The following is an 18,337-nucleotide window of genomic DNA, read 5'->3' on the forward strand; positions in this document are numbered from 1 at the left end:
ATCGTGCCAGGATCGTGTGGCGGGCGACACCGCGGTCGCCCCGCCCCGAGGAGGAGCCGTGCCCACGATCAGTCCCGCTCTCCTCTTCGACGGGGTCGACGGCTGAGCGCCATCGACATCGGGGCGCTGGTCGCGGCTCTCCGCGCGAGCGGCAGCGTCTTCGCGGAGGACGAGGCGGGCCTGCTGGTCGAGGAGGCCGAGGGGTCCCCCGATCCTGCGTCGACCGTGCGCAGGATGCTCGCCGCCCGCCTCGCAGGAACCCCGCTCGAGCAGGTGCTCGGCTGGGCGGAGTTCCGCGGCCTCCGCGTGCGCGTCGAGCCCGGCGTCTTCGTCCCCCGCCTCCGGACCACACTCCTCGTCGATGTCGCGCTGCGGCACCTCGCGAGAGGGGTCGCGCCCGCCCCCGTCGTCCTCGACCTCTGCTGCGGCTCGGGCGCCGCCGGAGCCGCCGTCGAGCACGCGCTCCCCCGGTCGGTCGTGCACGCGGCCGACCTCGACCCGCGCGCCGTCGCCTGCGCGCGCACGAACCTCGCGGATCCTGGGCGGGTCCACGAGGGCGACCTGTTCGCGGCTCTGCCCGAGGCGCTCCGCCACGGCTTCGACGTGATCCTGGCAAACGCCCCCTATGTGCCCACCGCCGAGATCGCCTTCATGCCGCAGGAGGCGCGCGACCACGAGCCGACAGCCGCCCTCGACGGCGGCTTCGACGGCCTCCGCCTCCAGGCCCGCGTCGCCGCGGCCGCCCCGGACTGGCTCGCGCCCGGCGGCCTCCTCGTCATCGAGACCAGCGAGCGGCAGGCCGACCGGACGCGGGCGCTCTTCGACTCCGGCGTGTTCGAGACGGAGGTGCTGAGGTCGGAGGAGGCGGATGCGACGGTGGTCACCGGGGTGGTGCTCTAGGGGCGCGGGCCGGCCTCGACAGCGGCGCGGCGTCGCGCGAGCTCCGCGTCCGCGATCCGGACGCCGGCGCGATGGGCCCGCAGCCCGACGAGGAGGGTCTGCGGCGAGGTCACGAACTGGCGCCGCCCGCCCTGGAGCAGGATCTCCCACGCCACCCGCGCCGAGCTCCGCCGCCACGACTCGAGGTCGTCCGTCGGCAGGTGCTTCGAGGCGAACAGGAGGCGGTTCCGGATGTTGTGGAAGTAGTAGGTCTTCGACTTCGCCTCGCCGCTCACGACGTGACCGCCCCCCGCCTGCGTGCCCCCCTCCGCGTGCACGGCGGTGACCTCGGCCAGGACCCGGAGCTCCCCGCCCGCCTGCATGACCCGGCGCGACAGGTCGACATCCTCCCAGTACAGGAAGTAGTCCTCGTCGAAGCCGCCGGAGCGGTCCCAGAGGTCGCTCGAGACGACGAGGCACGCGCCGCTCAGCCACTCCTCGACCCGCTCGGCGGAGCCGGTCCTCCGACGCCGTGACCGGATCCGGCCGTCGTCGAGGTAGAGGTCTGACCCGTCGAACCAGATCGAGCCGTCCGGGCGCAGGATGCGCGGGGAGGCCATCGTGCCGGGGTGCGCGCGCGAGAACGAGACGAGCGCCTCGAGCCCGGCGCCGTCGAGGACGGCGTCCGGGTTGACCAGGACGTGGTGGGCCGCCCCGAGCTCCTGCGCCCTCCGGACGCCGAGGTTCATCCCGCCGCCGAAGCCCTCGTTGCCGTCGGGCAGCACGACCGACCAGCCCTCCCGCTCGGCGAGGGCCGTCACCCGGCGCCGCTCGGCGTCGTCGGTGAGGTTGTCGACCACGACCGCGTGCACGCCCGGCACGACTCTCGTCAGGGTCGCGAGGTTGACCTCGAGGAGGTCGCTCGAGCCGTAGTTGACCACCACGATCGACACGTCGTCGAGTGAACTCATGTTCTCCGTCCCTCCGGGTGCGCTGCCCTGGGATGATTGCCCTCGTGACACCACCCGAACCCACCGTGACGATAGCCGTGCTCACCTTCCGGCGCCCCGACGACCTGCCGGTCGTCCTCCCGGCCCTCGTCGACCAGGCCCGCTCCGTCGCGGGCACCGCCCGCGCGCGCGTCCTGGTGGTCGACAACGACCCGGCCCGCTCGGCAGAGGCGACGGTGGCCGGCATCGCGGCCGACATCGCGGCCGGCATCGCGGCCGACACCGCGGCCGGCACAGGCTACGGAGACATCGAGGTCGCCTACGCGTGCGAGCGGGCGCCGGGGATCGCGGCGGCCCGCAACAGGGCGCTCCGCGAGTCGGAGGACTCCGACCTGCTCGTCTTCATCGACGACGACGAGCGCCCCTCCGCCCACTGGCTGCGGGAGCTCCTGCGGACGCTCCTCGACACGGGTGCCAGCGCCGCCGTCGGGCCGGTGGTCTCGGAGTTCGCCGTCGAGCCCGACCCGTGGATCGCGGCCGGGGAGTTCTTCGTGCGCCGCCGTCTGCCGACGGGGACGACGGTGGATGTCGCCGCGACGAACAACCTGCTCCTCGACCTCGCCTTCGTCCGCCGGCACGGTCTCGCCTTCGACACGGGACTCGGCGCCTTCGGCGGGGAGGACACCCTGTTCACGCGCCAGATCGTGGCCCTCGGAGGCAGCATCGTGTGGTGCGCGGAGGCCGTCGTGACCGACGTCGTGCCGGTGAAGCGCCTCACGAGGCGCTGGGTCGTCCAGCGGGCCTTCTCCAGCGGGAACGGCTGGAGCATGACCTCGTTGATCCTGACTCGGAGCCCCCTGCGGCGGGGCCGCCTCCGCGCCCGTCTCACGGCGTCCGGCCTCGTCCGGATCGCAGGAGGGGCGGTTCGGCTCTCGAGGGGCACCGTCCTCCGGTCGACGCGCGACCGGGCGAAGGGCGTCCGCACGATCGCCCGAGGTGCCGGGATGGTGTCCGGGGCGTTCGGCTATGCCTACCAGGAGTACCGCCGAGACTGAGCCCGGCCGGCGGCCGGCTGCGCCGCAGGAGCGCTCAGCGCGCCGCAACGCCATCGTCGACGGACCTGTCGGCGTGGGCACCGTCCGAGGGGCCTGCGGTCGGGGCGGCCGCAGGGAGGGGCGCGGAGCGCCCCGTCTGCTCCTGTCGACGAGTGCGACCGCCGAGCTTCGCGTCGGTGAGGACGAGGCCGACGACGGGGGTCTTGGCGTTCTCGAGGGAGTCGAGAGCCGAGCGGAGCTGCCTGCGGTTGGTGGAGCGGCTCCGGACCGTGACGGCCGTGGCGTCGGTGAGGTGGCCGATCGTCAGCGCGTCGGCGTAGTCGAGGACGGACGCGGTCTGCACGATGACGAGATCGTAGGCGGCCGCCACCTCGCGGACGAGAGCGCCCATGGCGTTCGATCCGAGCGCGAAGTGCGGGTTGGAGTGGCCTCCGCCGGTCGTGAGGAGGTCGACGCTCCCGGTCCAGTGCGTGGTCGCCTCCTCGAGCGTGGCCGACTCGGCGAGCACGTCGCTGAGACCGGCCCGGTCGTCGACGGAGGCGAGCCTCGCCAGCGAGGGAGCGCGGAGGTCGGCGTCGATCACGAGCACCCGGGCGCCTCGCTCCGCCACGGCGAGAGCCAGATCGAGCGCGAGACCGCTGCTCTCGCCCGTGCGGGAGGCGGACGTGAGGGTGAGCGTCCGGAGCAGGCCCCCGTCGCCTGCGAAGCGCAGGGTCGCGCTGATCCTGCGCACGTCTTCGGCGAGGGCACTGTCGGGAGCGTCGCGGAGTGCCAGCTGGCCGGCGGCACCGCGCCGGGTCGCGCCGATGACGGGGACGCCAGAGCGCGCCTGCAGGTCGTCGACGGTGCGGAGGCGGGTGTCGAACAGGAGACGCCCGATGGCGTACAGGATGCCGACGACGAGGCCGATGAGAGCAGCAGAGATCTCGATGAGGTGGCGGTTGGGGCCGCTCGGGTTCTGCGGGACGAGCGCCGGGGCGACGATCGAGATGGCGACCGGGGCCTTGCCCGAGGAGGAGGTCGGCGCCAGGTCGGTCGCGACCGAGCGGAGCGAGCGCGCGACGGAGTTCGAGATGCTCGCGGCCCGGGTGGCCGAGGAGTCGGTCACGGTGATGTTCACGAAGACCGTGTTGAGCGGAACCTGCGCGTCGATCTGGCGCGCGAGCTTGGTCGGCGTGGTGTCGAGGTTCAGCTCGGCGATGACCGGCGTGAGGACCGATGAGGTGGTCGCGAGCTCGGCGTACGACTGGACGACGTTCTGCGTGAAGGTCGAGCCCTGCAGGAGGTCGCTCCCGCTGGTGTTGCCCGACGACGCGACGAAGAGGCTCGACTCCGACTTGTACGAGTCGGCGAGGGTCGACGCGAAGCCGTAGCCGACGATGCCGCCGACGAGCGTGAGCGCGACGAGGACGATCCAGCTCTTGCGAAGAGCCTTCCAATAGTCTTTCGGGTCCATCGGAGGGGCTTCCATTCCTGATCGGGGCGGGTCGGCGGCCGCTGGCTGCGGGAGATTCGGGCTCCCGAGCCGTGGTGCGGTGTCTCCCCCACCGGCACTGCCACAGCGATTCGCCAAGCCTAGGCGGTCGGGCCCTGGCCGAGCGACCGTGCGTCGTCGCACGAGGTGCCCCCAGATCGGGGGACAGCCGGTGTCCCCTGGGTCAGCGGGTGGCGCTGCCCGGCGCGACCGGGGCGTCGGGGCGGGGCCTCACGGGGCGCCTGGCCAGGACGAGCGGAGGCTCGTACAGCAGGCGCGCGGGCGTCGACGCGAGGACGGCGTGGAGGCGGAGGGCCAGGATCACGGCGAGGCCGGCCAGGATCGGCGGCAGGATCATCGCCACCGGCGTGAGGAGCCCGAGCAGGGGCGTCTCGTGGATGACGAACGCCATCGCCAGGATGATCGGAGTATGGGCCAGGTAGATCGGCAGCGTCTGCTGCCCGATCCTGCCGAGGAGCCGGACGGGCATCAGGAACCGGCTGAGGGCGATGCCGCCGAGGACTCCCGCGATCGAGTTGACGAAGTACGCGCCCGGGAAGTGGCTCAGACCGAAGAGCCCGAGCACGACGGAGATCACCGCCCACACGCCGAGGGCCGCGGCGAGGAGCGCGGTGTTGCGGGTGTTGCCGTACCGGATGATCCACTGGCGCAGGTAGATGCCGCCGACGAAGAACAGGTAGTACTTCGCGCTTCCCTCCCAGCCGTCGTTGATCCCCGGCCAGTTCATGAGCGCGACGAAGGCGATGGCCGCGGCGACCCCGATCTGCAGACGGGAGTCGATGCTGCGGGTCGCGCGGGCGACCACGAAGAAGATGGCGAGCGCCCAGATGAACCAGAGCTCGTAGATGGGCATGACCGGCGCCAGGATCAGGCCCACCACGGTGTCGCGGACGCCGCAGCACTTGTCCTGCATGACGAGGCCGAGCTGGAAGAACAACGCGCCGATGGTCTCCCAGATGAGGAAGACCCAGACGAACAGCAGCACCTTCGACCGCAGGAGGTCGCCCCAGGACGCGCGGAGCCACTTGGTCGCGAAGAGGCCGGAGAGGGTGAAGAACAGCGGCATCCGGAGGGACGCCAGGGTGTTGTCGACGGTCGACCACCACTCGACGTGGAAACCGGCGCCGAGGAGCCAGTTGGTGGAGTGGTAGAGCGTGACGAGCAGGATCGCGATGCCGCGACCGGTGTCGATCCAGGGGATGCGTTCGGCGGCGGCACGCGGCGTCGGGGCAGCGTGAGACACGGTGGCCTTTCGGGTCAAGGACACGGGGATGGACATTCGGGTGTCCGTCCCGCCTCCGAGCGTAGAGGGCCGCGGCCTCCGCCGCTAGTCTGTGGGGAGGACGGGCACCCGAATGCCCTCTGTTCGTCGGCCCGAGACGGTGACACATGGCAACGACTGCTGACGCTCCCGCGCGAGCGAGACCGCGCGAGACCTGGATCGACGTCGCGAAGGGGATGGCGATCATCCTCGTCGCGCTCTTCCACTCCATCATCTTCCCGGCCGAGATCCGGCTCGCCGGCCCCTGGGAGACGCCGGCGACGCTCCTCGACACGTTCCGGATGCCGCTGTTCTTCTTCACCGCGGGCATGTTCGCGCAGAAGGCGATCTCGAAGCCGTTCGCGGAGCTGTTCTGGTCGAGGATGGCGCGGCTGATCTGGCTGTTCCTGCTCTGGTGCACCATCTGGTTCGTCGCCTTCCAGTTCATCCCCCTGGTCGGCCAGGGCCAGGCGCGCCCGACCCTCTCGTCGCTCCTGCTGTCGCTGGTCTGGCCGAACGAGAGCACCTGGTTCGTCTACGGGCTGGCTGTCTACTTCGCCCTCGCCTGGCTGATCAAGCCGCTGCCGCTCTGGGCCCAGCTCGCCATCGCCTTCGTCGTCGTGGAGCTCTTCGGGACGAAGCTCATCGACTCGCCGAACGGCGCGCTCGACAAGATGGGCATGTACTTCCTGTACTTCCTGCTGGCGACGAAGGTGTCGGCCGCGGTGCGGGCGCGCGCCCCTCTCGCCACGTGGCGCGTCACGATCCTGGCCTTCGTCCTGTACTTCGCGGCGGCCGTCTCGAGCGCCAAGTTCGACTTCCTGACGGCGCCGGTCGTCCGCGTCGTCGTCAGCCTCCTGGCCATCACGGCCGGGTGCGCGCTGGCCGTCATGCTGAGCCGGCTCCGCGCGTTCGACTGGCTGCGGAGGCTCGGCCAGAACACGCTGCAGGTGTACCTCGTGCACTTCTACCCGATCCTGATCGGGGTCGCGCTCCTCGCCCCGGTCGCGGGGTCGCTCCACGCGTTCGCCATCGTCGTCCCGCTCGTCTTCACCGCGGTGGCGATCGTCGTGTCGCTCGGCGTGCACTCGCTGACCCGGCGCGCCACCTGGCTGTGGGGTCTCCCCGCGCCGCTCGCGCGCCTCGGGGCGCGCGCCCCGCGTCAGTCGGCGGTCGGATCGACGGGCGACGACGCGGGCGCCGCCGAGCGGCCCTCCGCACGTCGCCGGGCCAGATCCCTGGACACGTAGCGGAGGTTCGGGATCACCTGCAGCAGCAGGACCGTCAGAGCCGACCCGATGATCGGCCCCGCCGCTCCGAACGGAGCGATGAGCAGCCACGAGACCCCGAGGTTGAGCGGGATCATCAGGAGGCTCGGCACGACCTGGAACTTCAGGCCCGCCTTGTCGGTCATGTACATGCCGATCGGGTACTTCGCCGCCTGAAGGGCGACGTAGGCGACGAACGAGATCAGCAGCAGCGGCGGGAGCTCGATCCGGCCGCCGGCGATGAAGTCGACCAGCCAGGGCGACAGGACCGCCAGGAGGCCGCCGACGAGGAGGCCGCCGCCCAGGAACCAGAACGTCGGCCTGGTCGGCGACTCGATCCGCCCGGCTGCGCGGTGCCCGGCGTAGATGGGCCAGAGCGCCACGCCCGCGGCAGCGATGGTCTGCAGGACGAGCCCGAACAGCTGCGAGGCCAGGTTGTACTGGCTGAGATCCTGCGACGACCCGACGTGGCTGATCAGGATCCGGTCGGTCTGGAACGCGATCGGCTGCGCGAGGGTCTGCACGAGCATCGGCCACGCGAGGTTGAGCACGGCCACGCTCCGGTACGAGCGGACCTTGAAGACGAGTCGGAAGGCCTGCCCGATCTGAGGCGAGAGGGCCCTGGCCGCGATCCAGAGGCAGAGCACCGAGAGGAGCGCGTTGCCGATGTAGGAGACGATCGAGAGCGAGCTCCCGGCGGGGATGGCCAGCATCGCGAGAGCGCTGATCACCAGGAGCATGAAGGGCGCGACGATCGCCTGGCTGGCCACCTGCACGTTGGTCTTCTTGAGCCCGACGAGGATGCGCTGCCCCACGGTGAGCGGCACGGCGATGCCGAAGATCACCAGGCAGAGCCCCGCGGTGAGGTTCCCTCCGGCGACCAGCCCCTTGCCGAGGAGCACCGGCCACCAGCCGAAGAAGGTGATGACGCCGGCGACCACGACCATGATGCCGCCGGAGACCATCAGGATCCGGAGCGCGGTGACGATCGTCCGCCGGACGCGGTCGTCGGTGCGCGGCGCCCTCGATCCTGCGACCTCGTTGATGACCACCGCGGCGATGCCGAGGTCGGCGAAGGGCAGCAGCGTCGGGAAGCTCGACAGGAGGCCGTACTGCGCGTAGGCGTCCGTGCCGAAGGAGTGCAGGATCACGCGGCTGGTCAGGATGCCGAGCACGCCGGAGAGCCCCATCACCAGGACCTTGATCACGGCGGTGGAGCCGACGGTGCGCATCCCCCCGGACCGGACGGGCGGCTTGTCGGTCGTGGTCACCGCGCTCCTCCCCCGCGCACGAGCTCCACGGCTCGGCGGTAGGCCTCGACGTGGCGCCGACCCGCCTCGCTCCAGTCTCGCGCGGAGAGGTCGGGCCGCCCCGAGCCGGAGTCGGCCGCGGAGAGCGCACGGGTGATGTCCGCCGCTCGGAGCTCGCCCTCGTAGCGGTGCACCCAGCCCGGGCCCACCTCGTCGGCGAGCCGCTCCGTGACCGCGTTCGACGGCACGAGGACGGGCCGGTCGAGCGACAGGGCCGTGAGGACGCCGCCCGAGTTGTGCATCTCGCGGTACGGGAGGACGACGAGCCTCGATCGGCTGACGCTCGTCACGAGGTCGGCGTCGTCGAGGAAGCGCAGATCGAGGGAGATGCGCGGGTCGTCTCCGGCCAGCGACGCGAGCCGCGCCGCGAGGTCGTCCGTCGACGGTCGGCCGGCCACGTGGAGGGTGGCGTCGCCAGGCACGTCGTGGAACTCTTGCACGAGCTCCTCGACGCCCTTGTAGCGGCGGATCAGGCCGACGAAGCCCAGGCGTCCCAGCTCGCTGGCGGGCTTGTCGAAGTCCTCGAACCAGTCGCGGTAGTGGCCGTGGAGGACGGTGTCGTAGTCCTTCCCGGCCTCCTCCGGCGTCTCGTCGTTCAGTCGGATCCAGAGGGTGGTCCGCCGCTCGAGGAGCCCCAGCAGGAGGTGCTCCCTGCGGGAGATGCCCGAGGGCCGCTCGAGGTTGTGCAGGGTCCTGACGATGGGCGTCCGGGTGACGGCGAGCCTGGCGATCAGCAGCAGGGTCAGCACCTGCCGCACGGCCTTCTTGAGCGGGCTGTGACCCGAGACCAGGATCTCCGGCCAGTGGACGTGGAACACGTCCGAGCGCTTCAGGAGCGCCGCGCGCCAGGAGAAGGTGCGGAGAGCGACGCCCGGCTGCGACGCGATGCTGCGGGCGAGCATCACCAGGTACGGATTCGTCGTCGGCCGGGGCCGCGGGAAGGACTGCTGCACGATGAACGTGCGGTCCTTCCCGCGGCCTCCCCCTCGGCTGGTCCGGCTCACGGCTTGAAGGCGCTCAGCTGCTGGAAGCTCACCACCTGGGCACCGTTGGTCGAGCTGCCGGACTCGTAGGCCAGGACGCCGACGTCTCCGGCAGTCTGCAGCGTGGCGGACGAGTCGGTCGCGGAGACCGTCCAGGCGCTCGGCTCGGCGGTGCCCGTGGGCCACGCCTTCGCCTTGACGACCGTCGGGCTGGTGCCGGTGACCTGGATCCGCATGCTGATCGACGATCCCGCGGTGACCGTGAAGGGCAGGGTCGTGTCCTTCGTCAGGGCGATCGCGGTCGACGAGTTCGGGAACGCGCTGAGGTTCATCGACGCCGTCCCGTTGCTCAGCAGGCGGACCGTGCTGCGGTACTCGTTGTTCGTCGAGATCTTGCGTCCGGTGGCCGTGATGTACGTCCCGCCGCCGGTCGCCGCCTTGTCGAGGGTGAACTGGAGCCGGTAGTCGGTGTTGACCTGGCTGACGGTGCTGAGCTCGGCGCCCGCCTGCGCGCCCGGGCCGCTGAGCGAGATCCTGCCGGACCCGCCGCTGACGCTCAGAGCCGAGGCGGAGCCGATCCTCGCCCAGGCGCCGCCGGTGTCGGCGGTGCCCCAGCCGTTCGAGACGGTGCGTCCGAAGGCGTCGAGGGCGAAGGGCGCGTTGGCCGGAGCCGTGACGGTCACCGTGGAGGTGGCCGTGCTGGTGGCGCCCTTGTCATCGGTCACCTTGAGCGTCACCGTGTAGGTCCCGGCCGTGTCGTAGGCGTGGCTGGTCGTCTTGCCGGTGGCCGAGGCGCCGTCTCCGAAGGTCCAGGCGTAGGAGGCGATCGTCCCGTCGGGATCCGACGAGGCGGATCCGTCGAGAGCGGCCGTCAGACCGGTTACCGTCGGAGTGAAGGCAGCCGTCGGAGCCTGGTTCGCCGGAGCGGTGACCGTGACGTTCTGCGTCTGCACGGCGGTCGCACCGTCGTTGTCGGTGACCGTCAGCTTCACCGCGTAGGTGCCCGCGGCGGCGTAGGTGTGGCTCGCCCTGGCGGTCGACGCGGTCGCTCCGTCACCGAAGCTCCACGCGTAGCCCGTCACGGTGCCGTCGCTGTCGGCCGACGAGGTGCCGTCCACGCTGAGCGCGAGGTTCGAGGCCGAGCTGGTGAACGACGCCGTCGGAGCGGCGTTCGGCGCCTTGGCGACGGTCACCTGCTGGGTGGTCGTGCCGGTCGCGCCCTTGTCGTCCGTCACCGTGAGCGACACCGTGTAGGTGCCGGCCGCAGCGTAGGTGTGCGTCGCCGTCCGACCCGTCGCCGTCCCGCTGTCGCCGAAGCTCCACGAGTACGAGGCCACGGTGCCGTCCGAGTCCGACGACGCGGTGCCGTCGGCCGACAGGACGAGCGCGTTGCTCGCGGCCGTGAACGCCGCGGTGGGCGGCACGTTGGCCGGAGGCGCGACGGTGACCGTCGTGGTCGCGGTGCCCGTGGCCCCCTTGTCGTCGGTCACCGTGAGAGTGACCGTGTACGTGCCGGCGGCGACGTAGGTGTGGTCGGCCTTCGCAGTCGTCGCGGTCGCGCCGTCTCCGAAGTCCCACGCGTAGCCCACGACGCTGCCGTCGGAGTCGGTCGAGGCCGTGCCGTCGACCGACGCCTTGAGGTTGCTGGTCGACGTCGTGACGACGGCGGTGGGGGCGGCGTTCACGTGCGGCGCGGTGACCGTGACACTCGCGGTCGAGGTGCCGCTGCCGCCGTCGTTGTCCGTCACCGTCAGCTTCACCGTGTAGGTGCCGGCAGCTGCGTAGGCGTGGGTCGGCTTGACGCCGGTGCCCGTGCTGCCGTCGCCGAAGTCCCAGGCGTAGGAGGCGACCGTGCCGTCGGTGTCGCTCGACGCGGTGGCGTCGAACGCGCTCGACAGGTCGGTCGGCGTCGATGTGAACGACGCCGTCGGCAGGACGTTCACCTTGGGAGCCGTCACGACCACCTGGGCCGAGTAGGAGGCTGTCGCGCCCTTGTCGTCCGTGACGGTCAGGGTGACCGTCTTCGTGCCCGCCGTGGAGTAGGCGTGGGTGGGGGTCCGGCCGGTGCCCGAGGTGCCGTCGCCGAAGTCCCAGGCGTACGACGCCACGGTGCCGTCCGCATCGGTCGAGCCGGAGGCGTCGAGAGCGGCGGAGAGGTCGGTCGTCTTCGAGGTGAACGAGGCGACGGGAGGCTGGTTGGTCGCTCCGGCGCTGCCGAGGGCGTAGTGGTCGCCGACGGTCGAGGCCGACAGGGCCTTGTCGTAGATCGACACCTCATCGATGGAGCCCTTGAAGTAGGAGCTCGAGGAGCCCCAGGTCGTGTCGCCGCCGATCTTCCAGTAGCCGGAGTACGCCTGCGCCTGCGTCTGCGGGTTCTGGCCCTGGAGCGCCCCGTCGACGTAGAGCTTCAGCCCGTCCGACGACTGCGAGGCGACGACCTGGTGCCAGGTGCCGTCGTTGTAGGCGCCGCCCGTGGTGATCGTGTTCAGCTGACCCGTGTACGTGCCGAACACGAGCTGGCCGTTGTCCTGCATGTAGATGTGGCGGTCGTAGGAGCCGGACGTGCCGGTCTGCGACGACCCGAAGCCGACGATCTTGCCGCCGGTCGTGGTCGTCGTCTTGAACCACGCCTCGATCGAGTAGACCTCGGGGTCGTTGTACGACTGGACGCTGTCGACCTGGCCGCTCTGGCCGTCGAAGGTCGCAGCGGTGTCGGTCGTGCCCGAGACGGCGCCCGAGGTGCCCTGGGTGACCCCGCCGGTGTAGACGCCGGCCGTGCCGGACAGGCTGGAGTCCTTGGCCGTGGTCGAGCCCGCGGCGTCGCCGAGACGGTAGTAGAGGTACGGGTTGTCGGAGAACACGCGGCTGCCGTAGTTGTCGCTCGGAGCCGAGTTCAGCTGCGACGCATAGCCGGCAGCGACGAACTGGTTGTTGGCCTGCGTCTGCGTCAGCGCCGTCGGGTAGACGGAGACGTCGTCGATCGAGCCGGCCAGGAAGCTGTTGCCGTTCCAGGAGGTGTCGCCGCCGATCCTCCAGTAGCCGCTGTAGTTCTGGGCGGTCGTGATGTTCGGCGAGGAGCCGACCCGCTTGCCGTCCACGAAGAACGTCTGGCCGGCCGAGCTGAGCGTGCCGATCAGCTGGTGCCACTTGCCGTCGTTGAGAGCGGTCGGGCTGGTCAGCACCTCGGTGTTGCCGTCGTAGACGCCGAAGTTCGCGCGTCCGCTCGGGTCCATGTAGAGGTGACGGTCGTAGGAGGAGGAGGTGCCGGTCGACGAGTTGCCGAAGCCGACGATCTTCCCGCCCGCGGTGGAGGTCGTCTTGACCCAGGCCTCGACAGAGAACGTCTGAGGCCCGACGACGGGCGACTGGGTGGACGAGAATCCGCTCGCACTGCCGTCGAACGTCGAGGCCGTGTCACCGTCGACGGTGGCGCCGGTCGCTCCGCGGGTGATGCCCGATCCTGCGACCTGGTCGCTGTAGCCGGCGGCGTCGTAGATCGTCGTGCCGCTGCCCTCGTCGAGGCGCCAGAACGAGGAGGCCCCCTGACCGAGGACGGTCGTCGCGTAGGTCGACGGCTGTGCGCTCGACACCGTCACGCTGACATTGTCGCCGAGGACCGTGTTGCCGTCGGGATCGGTGGCGCGGAGCCGGTAGGTGTAGGTGGCCCCGGGCGTGAGGCCGGTGTCGGTGAAGCCCATGGCGGGCTTGTTCCAGACCGACGAGTCGGCCTTCGTCGTGTACACCGGCGTCGTAATGTTGCCGTTCCGGTACACGTTGTACGTCAGCGTCGAGTTGTCCTGGTCGGAGTTGGCCGACCAGCTGAGGCGGGCCGTCCCGGACGTCAGGGACACGGCCTTCGGGACGAACTGTGCGCCGGAGGCCTGAGGGCCGACCTTCTTCGGAGCGATCGACGGGACGGCGAAGCGGGCGAGGCCCTGCTGCCGGACTCCGTTGACGGTCGTGAACTCGCCGCCGTAGACGACGTACTGCGAGTTGGCCGCGACGCTCCAGGGGCCCTGGGTCTTGCCGGTGAAGGTGCCGGTGTTGAACTCGGGGTACCAGTTCAGGAGGCTCGGGGCGGGAGTGCCGGCCCAGTTCGTGTAGCCGTAGGGGTCGGCGGTGATGGTCTGCGTCGCGGTCTTCGAGAACGCGATGGCGCGGTGGAAGGTCCAGTTCGCCTGCGGGTCGGTCTGGGGGAAGCCGGCGATATTGCCGCAGTAGTGCGGGTGGCCCGCGAGGTACTCGGCGTTGGGGGTGACGGCGATGGAGTACGAGTCGCCGTGGCAGTCCTCGACCCAGTTGATGTTGCCCGTCGCCCAGTCGGCGCGGAAGGAGCCCTCGAGCGTGCCCGGGCCGAAGGTGTAGCCCGAGCCGTAGACGCCCGTCGAGTCGGCCACGAGGGAGGTGATGCCCGAGGAGGTGTCGGCGTCGCGGACGACGCTGTTCGCGGCGAACGGCAGGAGAGCGCCGGTCGGGTCGACCGCACCGAGGCCGTAGCCCGGGTTGGAGGAGCCGTTCAGGGTGGTGAAGCTGCCGCCGACGACGAGGCGCGTGCCGTCGGGCGAGACGGCGAGGGCGGCGACGTCGCCGCCCTGCGCGTTCGCCGTGAACGGCGAGACGTTCTTGCCCGCGGACGTCAGGGCGACGACCTTGTTGTGCGTCTCCTTGTTGACGCTCGAGAAGACACCGCCGAGGTAGACCGTGGAGCCGGACACCGCGATCGCGTTGACTGTGGAGTTGATGCTCGGCGCGAAGCCGGGCAGCAGCGCCCCGCTGGTCGGGTCGAGGGCCGCGACGCGGTAGGCGTTGGCGCCGTTGACCGTCGTGAATGCTCCGCCGACGTAGATGCGGGAGCCGTCCGGGGACGCCGTGATGGCGCGGACGACACCGTTCAGCGCCGGGTTGAACGACGTGTTGAGCACGCCGGTCGTCAGGTTGTACGAGAGCAGGTTCGTGCGGGTGACCGTGCTCACGCCGGACGCTGCACCGGCCGGCTGAGCGGTGGTGAACTGACCACCCGCGTAGACCGTGTTGCCGACGATCGCCTGCGACCACACGACGCCGTTGATCTGCGGGGTGGGCAGAGCATCGGCCGTGACGGTGGTGGGCGTCTTCGGATCGGTGGGGTCCGTCGGGGCGGTGTCCGCGTGCGCGGGGACCGCCAGGGCGAAACTGCTCAGGACGATGACGGCGGCGGCGACGATGCTGGGAACGCGCAGGCGCGACGACACGGATTGCTCCATGGGTGCCTCATAGGGTAAGCCGTGGGTCGGGCCCCACGTGTGACTTGCGTGAGTTTCGGGTTCACGCGTGCTGTTAAATTCGGGTTTCACAGCCTGGGACGACTATAGGTGACCCCCGCTCGGGTGGCATACCCCCAAATGGGGGTGGAATTCATCCCCGGTTCACATTCGCCGGTCGAGAGGGTCGGCTCAGGCGGGTGCAGTGCCCGCGAAGACGACGCTCGGAACCGAGACGCCGTAGTCGATCGTGATGCGGACGTCCGAGCGCGACTTCACCGGCACGGGGAACGTGAACGTGCCCTGCGCGGTGGCGCCGGCGGCGACGGTCTCGGGGAGCGCCTTCCGCTGCGAGACCAGCTCGTTCGAGGGCGTCGCGTCGGCTCCGTAGGTCACTGTCACGACCGTCGACGAGAGGTTCAGCAGCTTGGTGCTCGAGTTGTCGATGGTGACGACGAATCGGATGGAGGGGCCGGAGACCTCGCCGACGCCGTCGCCCTTCCCCTGGACCGCCTTGAGCTGTGAGAGGGTCACGGAGACCTTCGAGGTGAGCGCCGCCTTCGCGGTCAGGCCGACCGGCCGCTGCGCCCGTCCCGACGCGGTCCCCGGGTCGGCGGTCGCCTGCGGCGTGCTGCCGGGGACGTCCTGTGTGCCGGGCGCCGCCTTCTCGGTCGGCTTCACGGGCGTCGTCCCCGCCCCGGTGGAGGCCGTCGGCCGGACGGTCGGCGCGGAGGTGTATGTCGCCTCGGAGGTCGGGCTCGCCGCTGTCGCGCCGCCGCCGGTCCGGCTCGAGATGGCGATGACGACGAACGCCACGACGAGCGCGACTCCGACGACGATCGCGGTGACGGTGATGACGGTGCGACGGGTGACGCTCATGGTCTGCGTCCTCTCGGGCTCGACGGGCGCGGGAGCGACCGACTGCTATTATCGCCGGACCTTGACCACGTCATCGCCGCGAGTCGCTTCCCGAAGAGCCGACCCGGTCGCGCCCGGGCTCGTCTCCGCCGCTCGACCCCTCGGCACGCCCGTCGCGCTCGGACTCCTGGGCACCCTGGTGGCCCTGGCCGGATCGTGGAACGTCTCGCTGTGGACCGACGAGGCGGCGACGATCTCGGCCGCCCGCCGCAGCACGGCTGGGCTGTGGCGCCTGGTCCACCACATCGACGCGGTGCACGCGGCCTACTACTTCCTTATCCACTTCTGGGGCGGCGCCTTCGGCTGGAGCGCCGTCTCCCTGCGACTCCCGAGCGCGATCGCGACCGGCCTCGCCGTGGTCGGCGTCTGGGCCCTCGCCCGAGCGCTCGGGCGAGCGGACGCCGCCGTCGTCGCAGCCGTCATCGCGATCGTCCTACCGCGGATGACCTGGATGGGCATCGAGGCCAGGTCGTTCGGCCCGAGCGCGGCAGTCGCCGTGTGGGCGACCGTCGCGTTCTGCATCGCCCTGCGGTCGAGACGCCGCTGGTGGACGGCGTACGGGGTGCTCGTCGCTCTCGGCACCGCACTGAACATCTACCTGGCCCTCCTCGTGCTGGCCCACGCCGTGACGATCCTGGCCCTCGAACGGCGCAGGATCCGGGCAGCGTGGCCGTGGCTGGCGGCTGCGGCGGCGGGCACCCTGGCCGCCTCCCCGGTCGTCCTCGAGTCCCTCGGGCAGCGGGGGCAGCTCGGCGACAACGCCGTGTCGGCCGCCACCCTGGCTCGCCAGGCCGTCGTCAACGAGTTCTTCCTGGGTCAGACGCCGACCAGGGTCTCCGCGACGAACGACGGACACGCGCTGTGGTCGCTGGCCGGTCTCGCTCTGGCCGTCGTCGGCTGGGCGCTCGTGGCCGCCGCCGTCGTCGCTCTCGCGAGGCGCGGCGACCGGACGACCCTCTGGCTCGTCCTGCCCTGGCTGCTGCTGCCGACAGTCGTCGTCGGCCTCTACTCCCTGGCCGTCTCCCCTCTCTACAACCCGCGGTACTTCACCTTCTGCGCCCCCGCGGCCGCCCTGCTCATCGGTTTCGGCGTCCGCTCTCTCGCGCGTCGCCCGCTCCGGGTCGCGGCCGTGATCCTCGTCGTCGTGCTGGCCGTGCCCGTCTACCTCTCGCAGCGCGAGTCGACGGGCAAGAGCGGGACCGACTGGTCGCAGACCGCCGCGTACGTCGATGCCCACGCGCACCAGGGCGACGGCGTGTACTTCGCCCCGCTCGACGAGACCACGGCGCCGGTCGTCGAGCGGACGACGAGGAACATCGAGGTCTCCTACCCCGACGCCTTCCGAGGCCTCCGCGACCTGACGCTCACGACCTCGCCGCTGGCCGACGACAGCCTCCGCGGCGAGTCGTCGCAGCTGAGCGACTCCGCCGTCCCGCTGGCGGGCGTCGACACGATCTGGGTGGTGCGGCCGACCGACTACTCGGCGGCGTCGACCGCGCGCGACACGGCCGTCCTGGAGCGGGCCGGCTTCCGAGAGAGATCGCGCTGGACGGGCCCCATGGACACCGTCGTCGCCTTCAGCCGCTGACCGGCCGTCCGCGCGGCGGGGACGGCGATCAGGCCGATCGCCAGGATGAAGAGCGGCTCGGCGCTGAAGAACGGGCTGAACAGGAGGTCCCAGAGCGACTTCGCCACGACGTACAGCACGATCCCGCCGGCGAGGCCGTCGGCGATGTTCCGCGTGATCCCGTAGAGCATCAGCGCCCCGGCGACGACGACGAAGGCGAGTCCGACCACTCCGGTCTGCGCCCAGAGGTCGCCGAAGACGGAGTGCAGCTCGACGTGGCCGCCGAACATGTACCGCTCGACGTAGCCGTTGTTCGGGTCGTAGCCGATCGCCTTCATCCCCTCCTTCGCCGTCAGGACCTCCGACGGCTGAGGCGAGACGCCGGCGCCGAAGCCCCAGACCTTCGTGGCGATGAGGGCGACCGTCGCCCCGAGCTCGGGCCTTCCGCCGAGGACCAGCGACCCCGAGGCGTTCACCTGGGCGAGCGATCTCGCGGTGGTCGACTCGCCGAGGATCCCGGAGAGCACCAGCGCCGTGCCCAGGTTGTAGACGACGATGCCCACCACGACGATGCCCAGCGCGACGAGCGAGGCCGACCCGCGGTGCCCGATCCTGAACACCGGGAGCTGAGCCAGGAGCAGGATCGCCGCGAGCAGGAGGAGCGCGAAGGTCGCCCGGGCGTCGTTCAACGCGGACAGACCGGTGAGGACGAAGACCACGAGGAGCTCCACCCACCAGCGGCGCGACAGTCGGGCCAGCGCCAGCGTGACGACGGCGAGCGGGATGGCGAAGCCGAACTTGTAGGGGTTCGTCGCGAACTGCGCCGCCGAGGGCGAGATCCCGAGCAGGAGGCCGATGCCGAAGAACAGGGCGACCGTCGGGATCGAGAAGATCGTCCTGGTCCAGACGATGAGACCGATGGAGAGGACCGCACCGATCAGGAGGACCGTCGTGCTCGTCGCGATGGCCGGATCGACCGAGTGGTCGTCGCCGTTCGCGACCTGCAGCCAGATGCCTGCGCCGGCCGCGACGGTGCCGAGGCCGAGGAGCAGGCGGATGCCGACGAAGCGGCGGAGGACGGGGAGCCACAGCGGGACGAGCAGCGCCGCGACGAGGAAGCCCACCTGGACGCCCTGGTTGAGCACGATCCCCATGCCCGAGACGACGAGCGCCGCTGCCGCGATGATCTTGACCAGGACGGGCGCCGGGCTGTCGTCGGAGCCTCTCGAGAGCCCTGGCGCGAGCGAGGCGCGCGTCGGCGGCTCGAGGGTCGACGGCGTCTGCATGGGGACACTCTAAGCGAGGCGCGGCGCGTCGCAAGGGGCGGGCTTGTCCCCCACATGACCCACACTCTGACGGGGGCTGGCACGGAATTTCAGGCCCGGGCAGAGTTTGTGCACAGATCGGGTTA

The 18,337-nt window shown here is 70.9% G+C and carries 12 protein-coding genes; 4 read left to right on the plus strand and 8 right to left on the minus strand.

The genetic code is table 11. The annotated features are described in order from the left end of the window. Nucleotides 1-3 precede the first annotated feature (3 nt). Nucleotides 4-900, plus strand: a complete 897-nt coding sequence (locus ABD733_RS06370) for a putative protein N(5)-glutamine methyltransferase (RefSeq protein WP_344794200.1) — start codon at nt 4-6, stop codon at nt 898-900. Here the strand turns inward: ABD733_RS06370 and ABD733_RS06375 are convergent. Beyond that, nucleotides 897-1,850, minus strand: coding sequence for a glycosyltransferase (locus ABD733_RS06375; protein WP_344794202.1), 954 nt, complete (start codon nt 1,848-1,850; stop codon nt 897-899). The two genes, ABD733_RS06370 and ABD733_RS06375, sit on opposite strands and share 4 nt — an antisense overlap. A 44-nt stretch (nt 1,851-1,894) precedes the next feature. Between ABD733_RS06375 and ABD733_RS06380 the strand changes: the two genes are divergently transcribed. Continuing rightward, complete coding sequence (locus tag ABD733_RS06380) at nt 1,895-2,884, plus strand: glycosyltransferase family 2 protein (protein WP_344794204.1); 990 nt, start codon at nt 1,895-1,897, stop codon at nt 2,882-2,884. A gap of 34 nt (nt 2,885-2,918) precedes the next feature. On the opposite strand, the gene ABD733_RS06385 is transcribed toward ABD733_RS06380, so the two are convergent. Together ABD733_RS06385 and ABD733_RS06390 are read right to left on the minus strand one after the other, a co-directional pair. Further along, the gene (locus ABD733_RS06385; protein ID WP_344794206.1) at nt 2,919-4,340 is read right to left on the minus strand and encodes a tyrosine-protein kinase domain-containing protein; all 1,422 of its coding nucleotides are present in this window, start codon (nt 4,338-4,340) and stop codon (nt 2,919-2,921) included. A 202-nt stretch (nt 4,341-4,542) separates the two neighbouring features. Then, nucleotides 4,543-5,622, minus strand: coding sequence for an acyltransferase family protein (locus ABD733_RS06390; protein ID WP_344794208.1), 1,080 nt, complete (start codon nt 5,620-5,622; stop codon nt 4,543-4,545). 146 nt (nt 5,623-5,768) lie between these two features. Here ABD733_RS06390 and ABD733_RS06395 point away from each other — a divergent pair, with 146 nt between their 5' ends. Continuing rightward, entirely contained in the window at nt 5,769-6,890 is a 1,122-nt protein-coding gene (locus ABD733_RS06395) for an acyltransferase family protein (protein ID WP_344794210.1), read from the plus strand. Here ABD733_RS06395 and ABD733_RS06400 read toward each other — a convergent pair. The 4 genes from ABD733_RS06400 to ABD733_RS06415 all read right to left on the minus strand — a co-directional run bounded on the left by ABD733_RS06400 (nt 6,803) and on the right by ABD733_RS06415 (nt 15,320). Beyond that, nucleotides 6,803-8,179, minus strand: a complete 1,377-nt coding sequence (locus ABD733_RS06400; RefSeq protein WP_344794212.1) for a lipopolysaccharide biosynthesis protein — start codon at nt 8,177-8,179, stop codon at nt 6,803-6,805. The two genes, ABD733_RS06395 and ABD733_RS06400, sit on opposite strands and share 88 nt — an antisense overlap. Further along, nucleotides 8,176-9,222, minus strand: coding sequence for a glycosyltransferase (locus ABD733_RS06405; RefSeq protein ID WP_344794214.1), 1,047 nt, complete (start codon nt 9,220-9,222; stop codon nt 8,176-8,178). Before ABD733_RS06405 ends, ABD733_RS06400 begins: the two co-directional genes overlap by 4 nt. Beyond that, a complete protein-coding gene (locus ABD733_RS06410) occupies nt 9,219-14,444 on the minus strand; it encodes a beta strand repeat-containing protein (RefSeq protein WP_344794216.1) in 5,226 nt (1,741 codons plus the stop codon). The genes ABD733_RS06405 and ABD733_RS06410 overlap by 4 nt, the downstream gene beginning before the upstream one ends. 189 nt (nt 14,445-14,633) lie before the next feature. Beyond that, entirely contained in the window at nt 14,634-15,320 is a 687-nt protein-coding gene (locus ABD733_RS06415; protein WP_344794218.1) for a hypothetical protein, read from the minus strand. Nucleotides 15,321-15,381: 61 nt separating this feature from the next. On the opposite strand from ABD733_RS06415, the gene ABD733_RS06420 reads away from it, so the two are divergent. Continuing rightward, the gene (locus ABD733_RS06420; RefSeq protein WP_344794220.1) at nt 15,382-16,947 is read left to right on the plus strand and encodes a glycosyltransferase family 39 protein; all 1,566 of its coding nucleotides are present in this window, start codon (nt 15,382-15,384) and stop codon (nt 16,945-16,947) included. Here the strand turns inward: ABD733_RS06420 and ABD733_RS06425 are convergent. Continuing rightward, complete coding sequence (locus ABD733_RS06425) at nt 16,836-18,212, minus strand: hypothetical protein (RefSeq protein ID WP_344794222.1); 1,377 nt, start codon at nt 18,210-18,212, stop codon at nt 16,836-16,838. The genes ABD733_RS06420 and ABD733_RS06425 overlap by 112 nt on opposite strands. Nucleotides 18,213-18,337 lie beyond the last annotated feature (125 nt).

The organism is Frondihabitans peucedani (genome assembly GCF_039537585.1).
Classification (GTDB): Bacteria; Actinomycetota; Actinomycetes; order Actinomycetales; family Microbacteriaceae; genus Frondihabitans; species Frondihabitans peucedani.

Bases quoted from the DNA above. Each gene is read 5' to 3' on its own strand.
- ABD733_RS06395 (WP_344794210.1), top strand. From the start codon at position 5,769: ATGGCAACGACTGCTGACGCTCCCGCGCGAGCGAGACCGCGCGAGACC.
- ABD733_RS06425 (WP_344794222.1), bottom strand. From the start codon at position 18,212: ATGCAGACGCCGTCGACCCTCGAGCCGCCGACGCGCGCCTCGCTCGCG.
- ABD733_RS06415 (WP_344794218.1), bottom strand. From the start codon at position 15,320: ATGAGCGTCACCCGTCGCACCGTCATCACCGTCACCGCGATCGTCGTC.
- ABD733_RS06385 (WP_344794206.1), bottom strand. From the start codon at position 4,340: ATGGACCCGAAAGACTATTGGAAGGCTCTTCGCAAGAGCTGGATCGTC.
- ABD733_RS06410 (WP_344794216.1), bottom strand. From the start codon at position 14,444: ATGGAGCAATCCGTGTCGTCGCGCCTGCGCGTTCCCAGCATCGTCGCC.
- ABD733_RS06375 (WP_344794202.1), bottom strand. From the start codon at position 1,850: ATGAGTTCACTCGACGACGTGTCGATCGTGGTGGTCAACTACGGCTCG.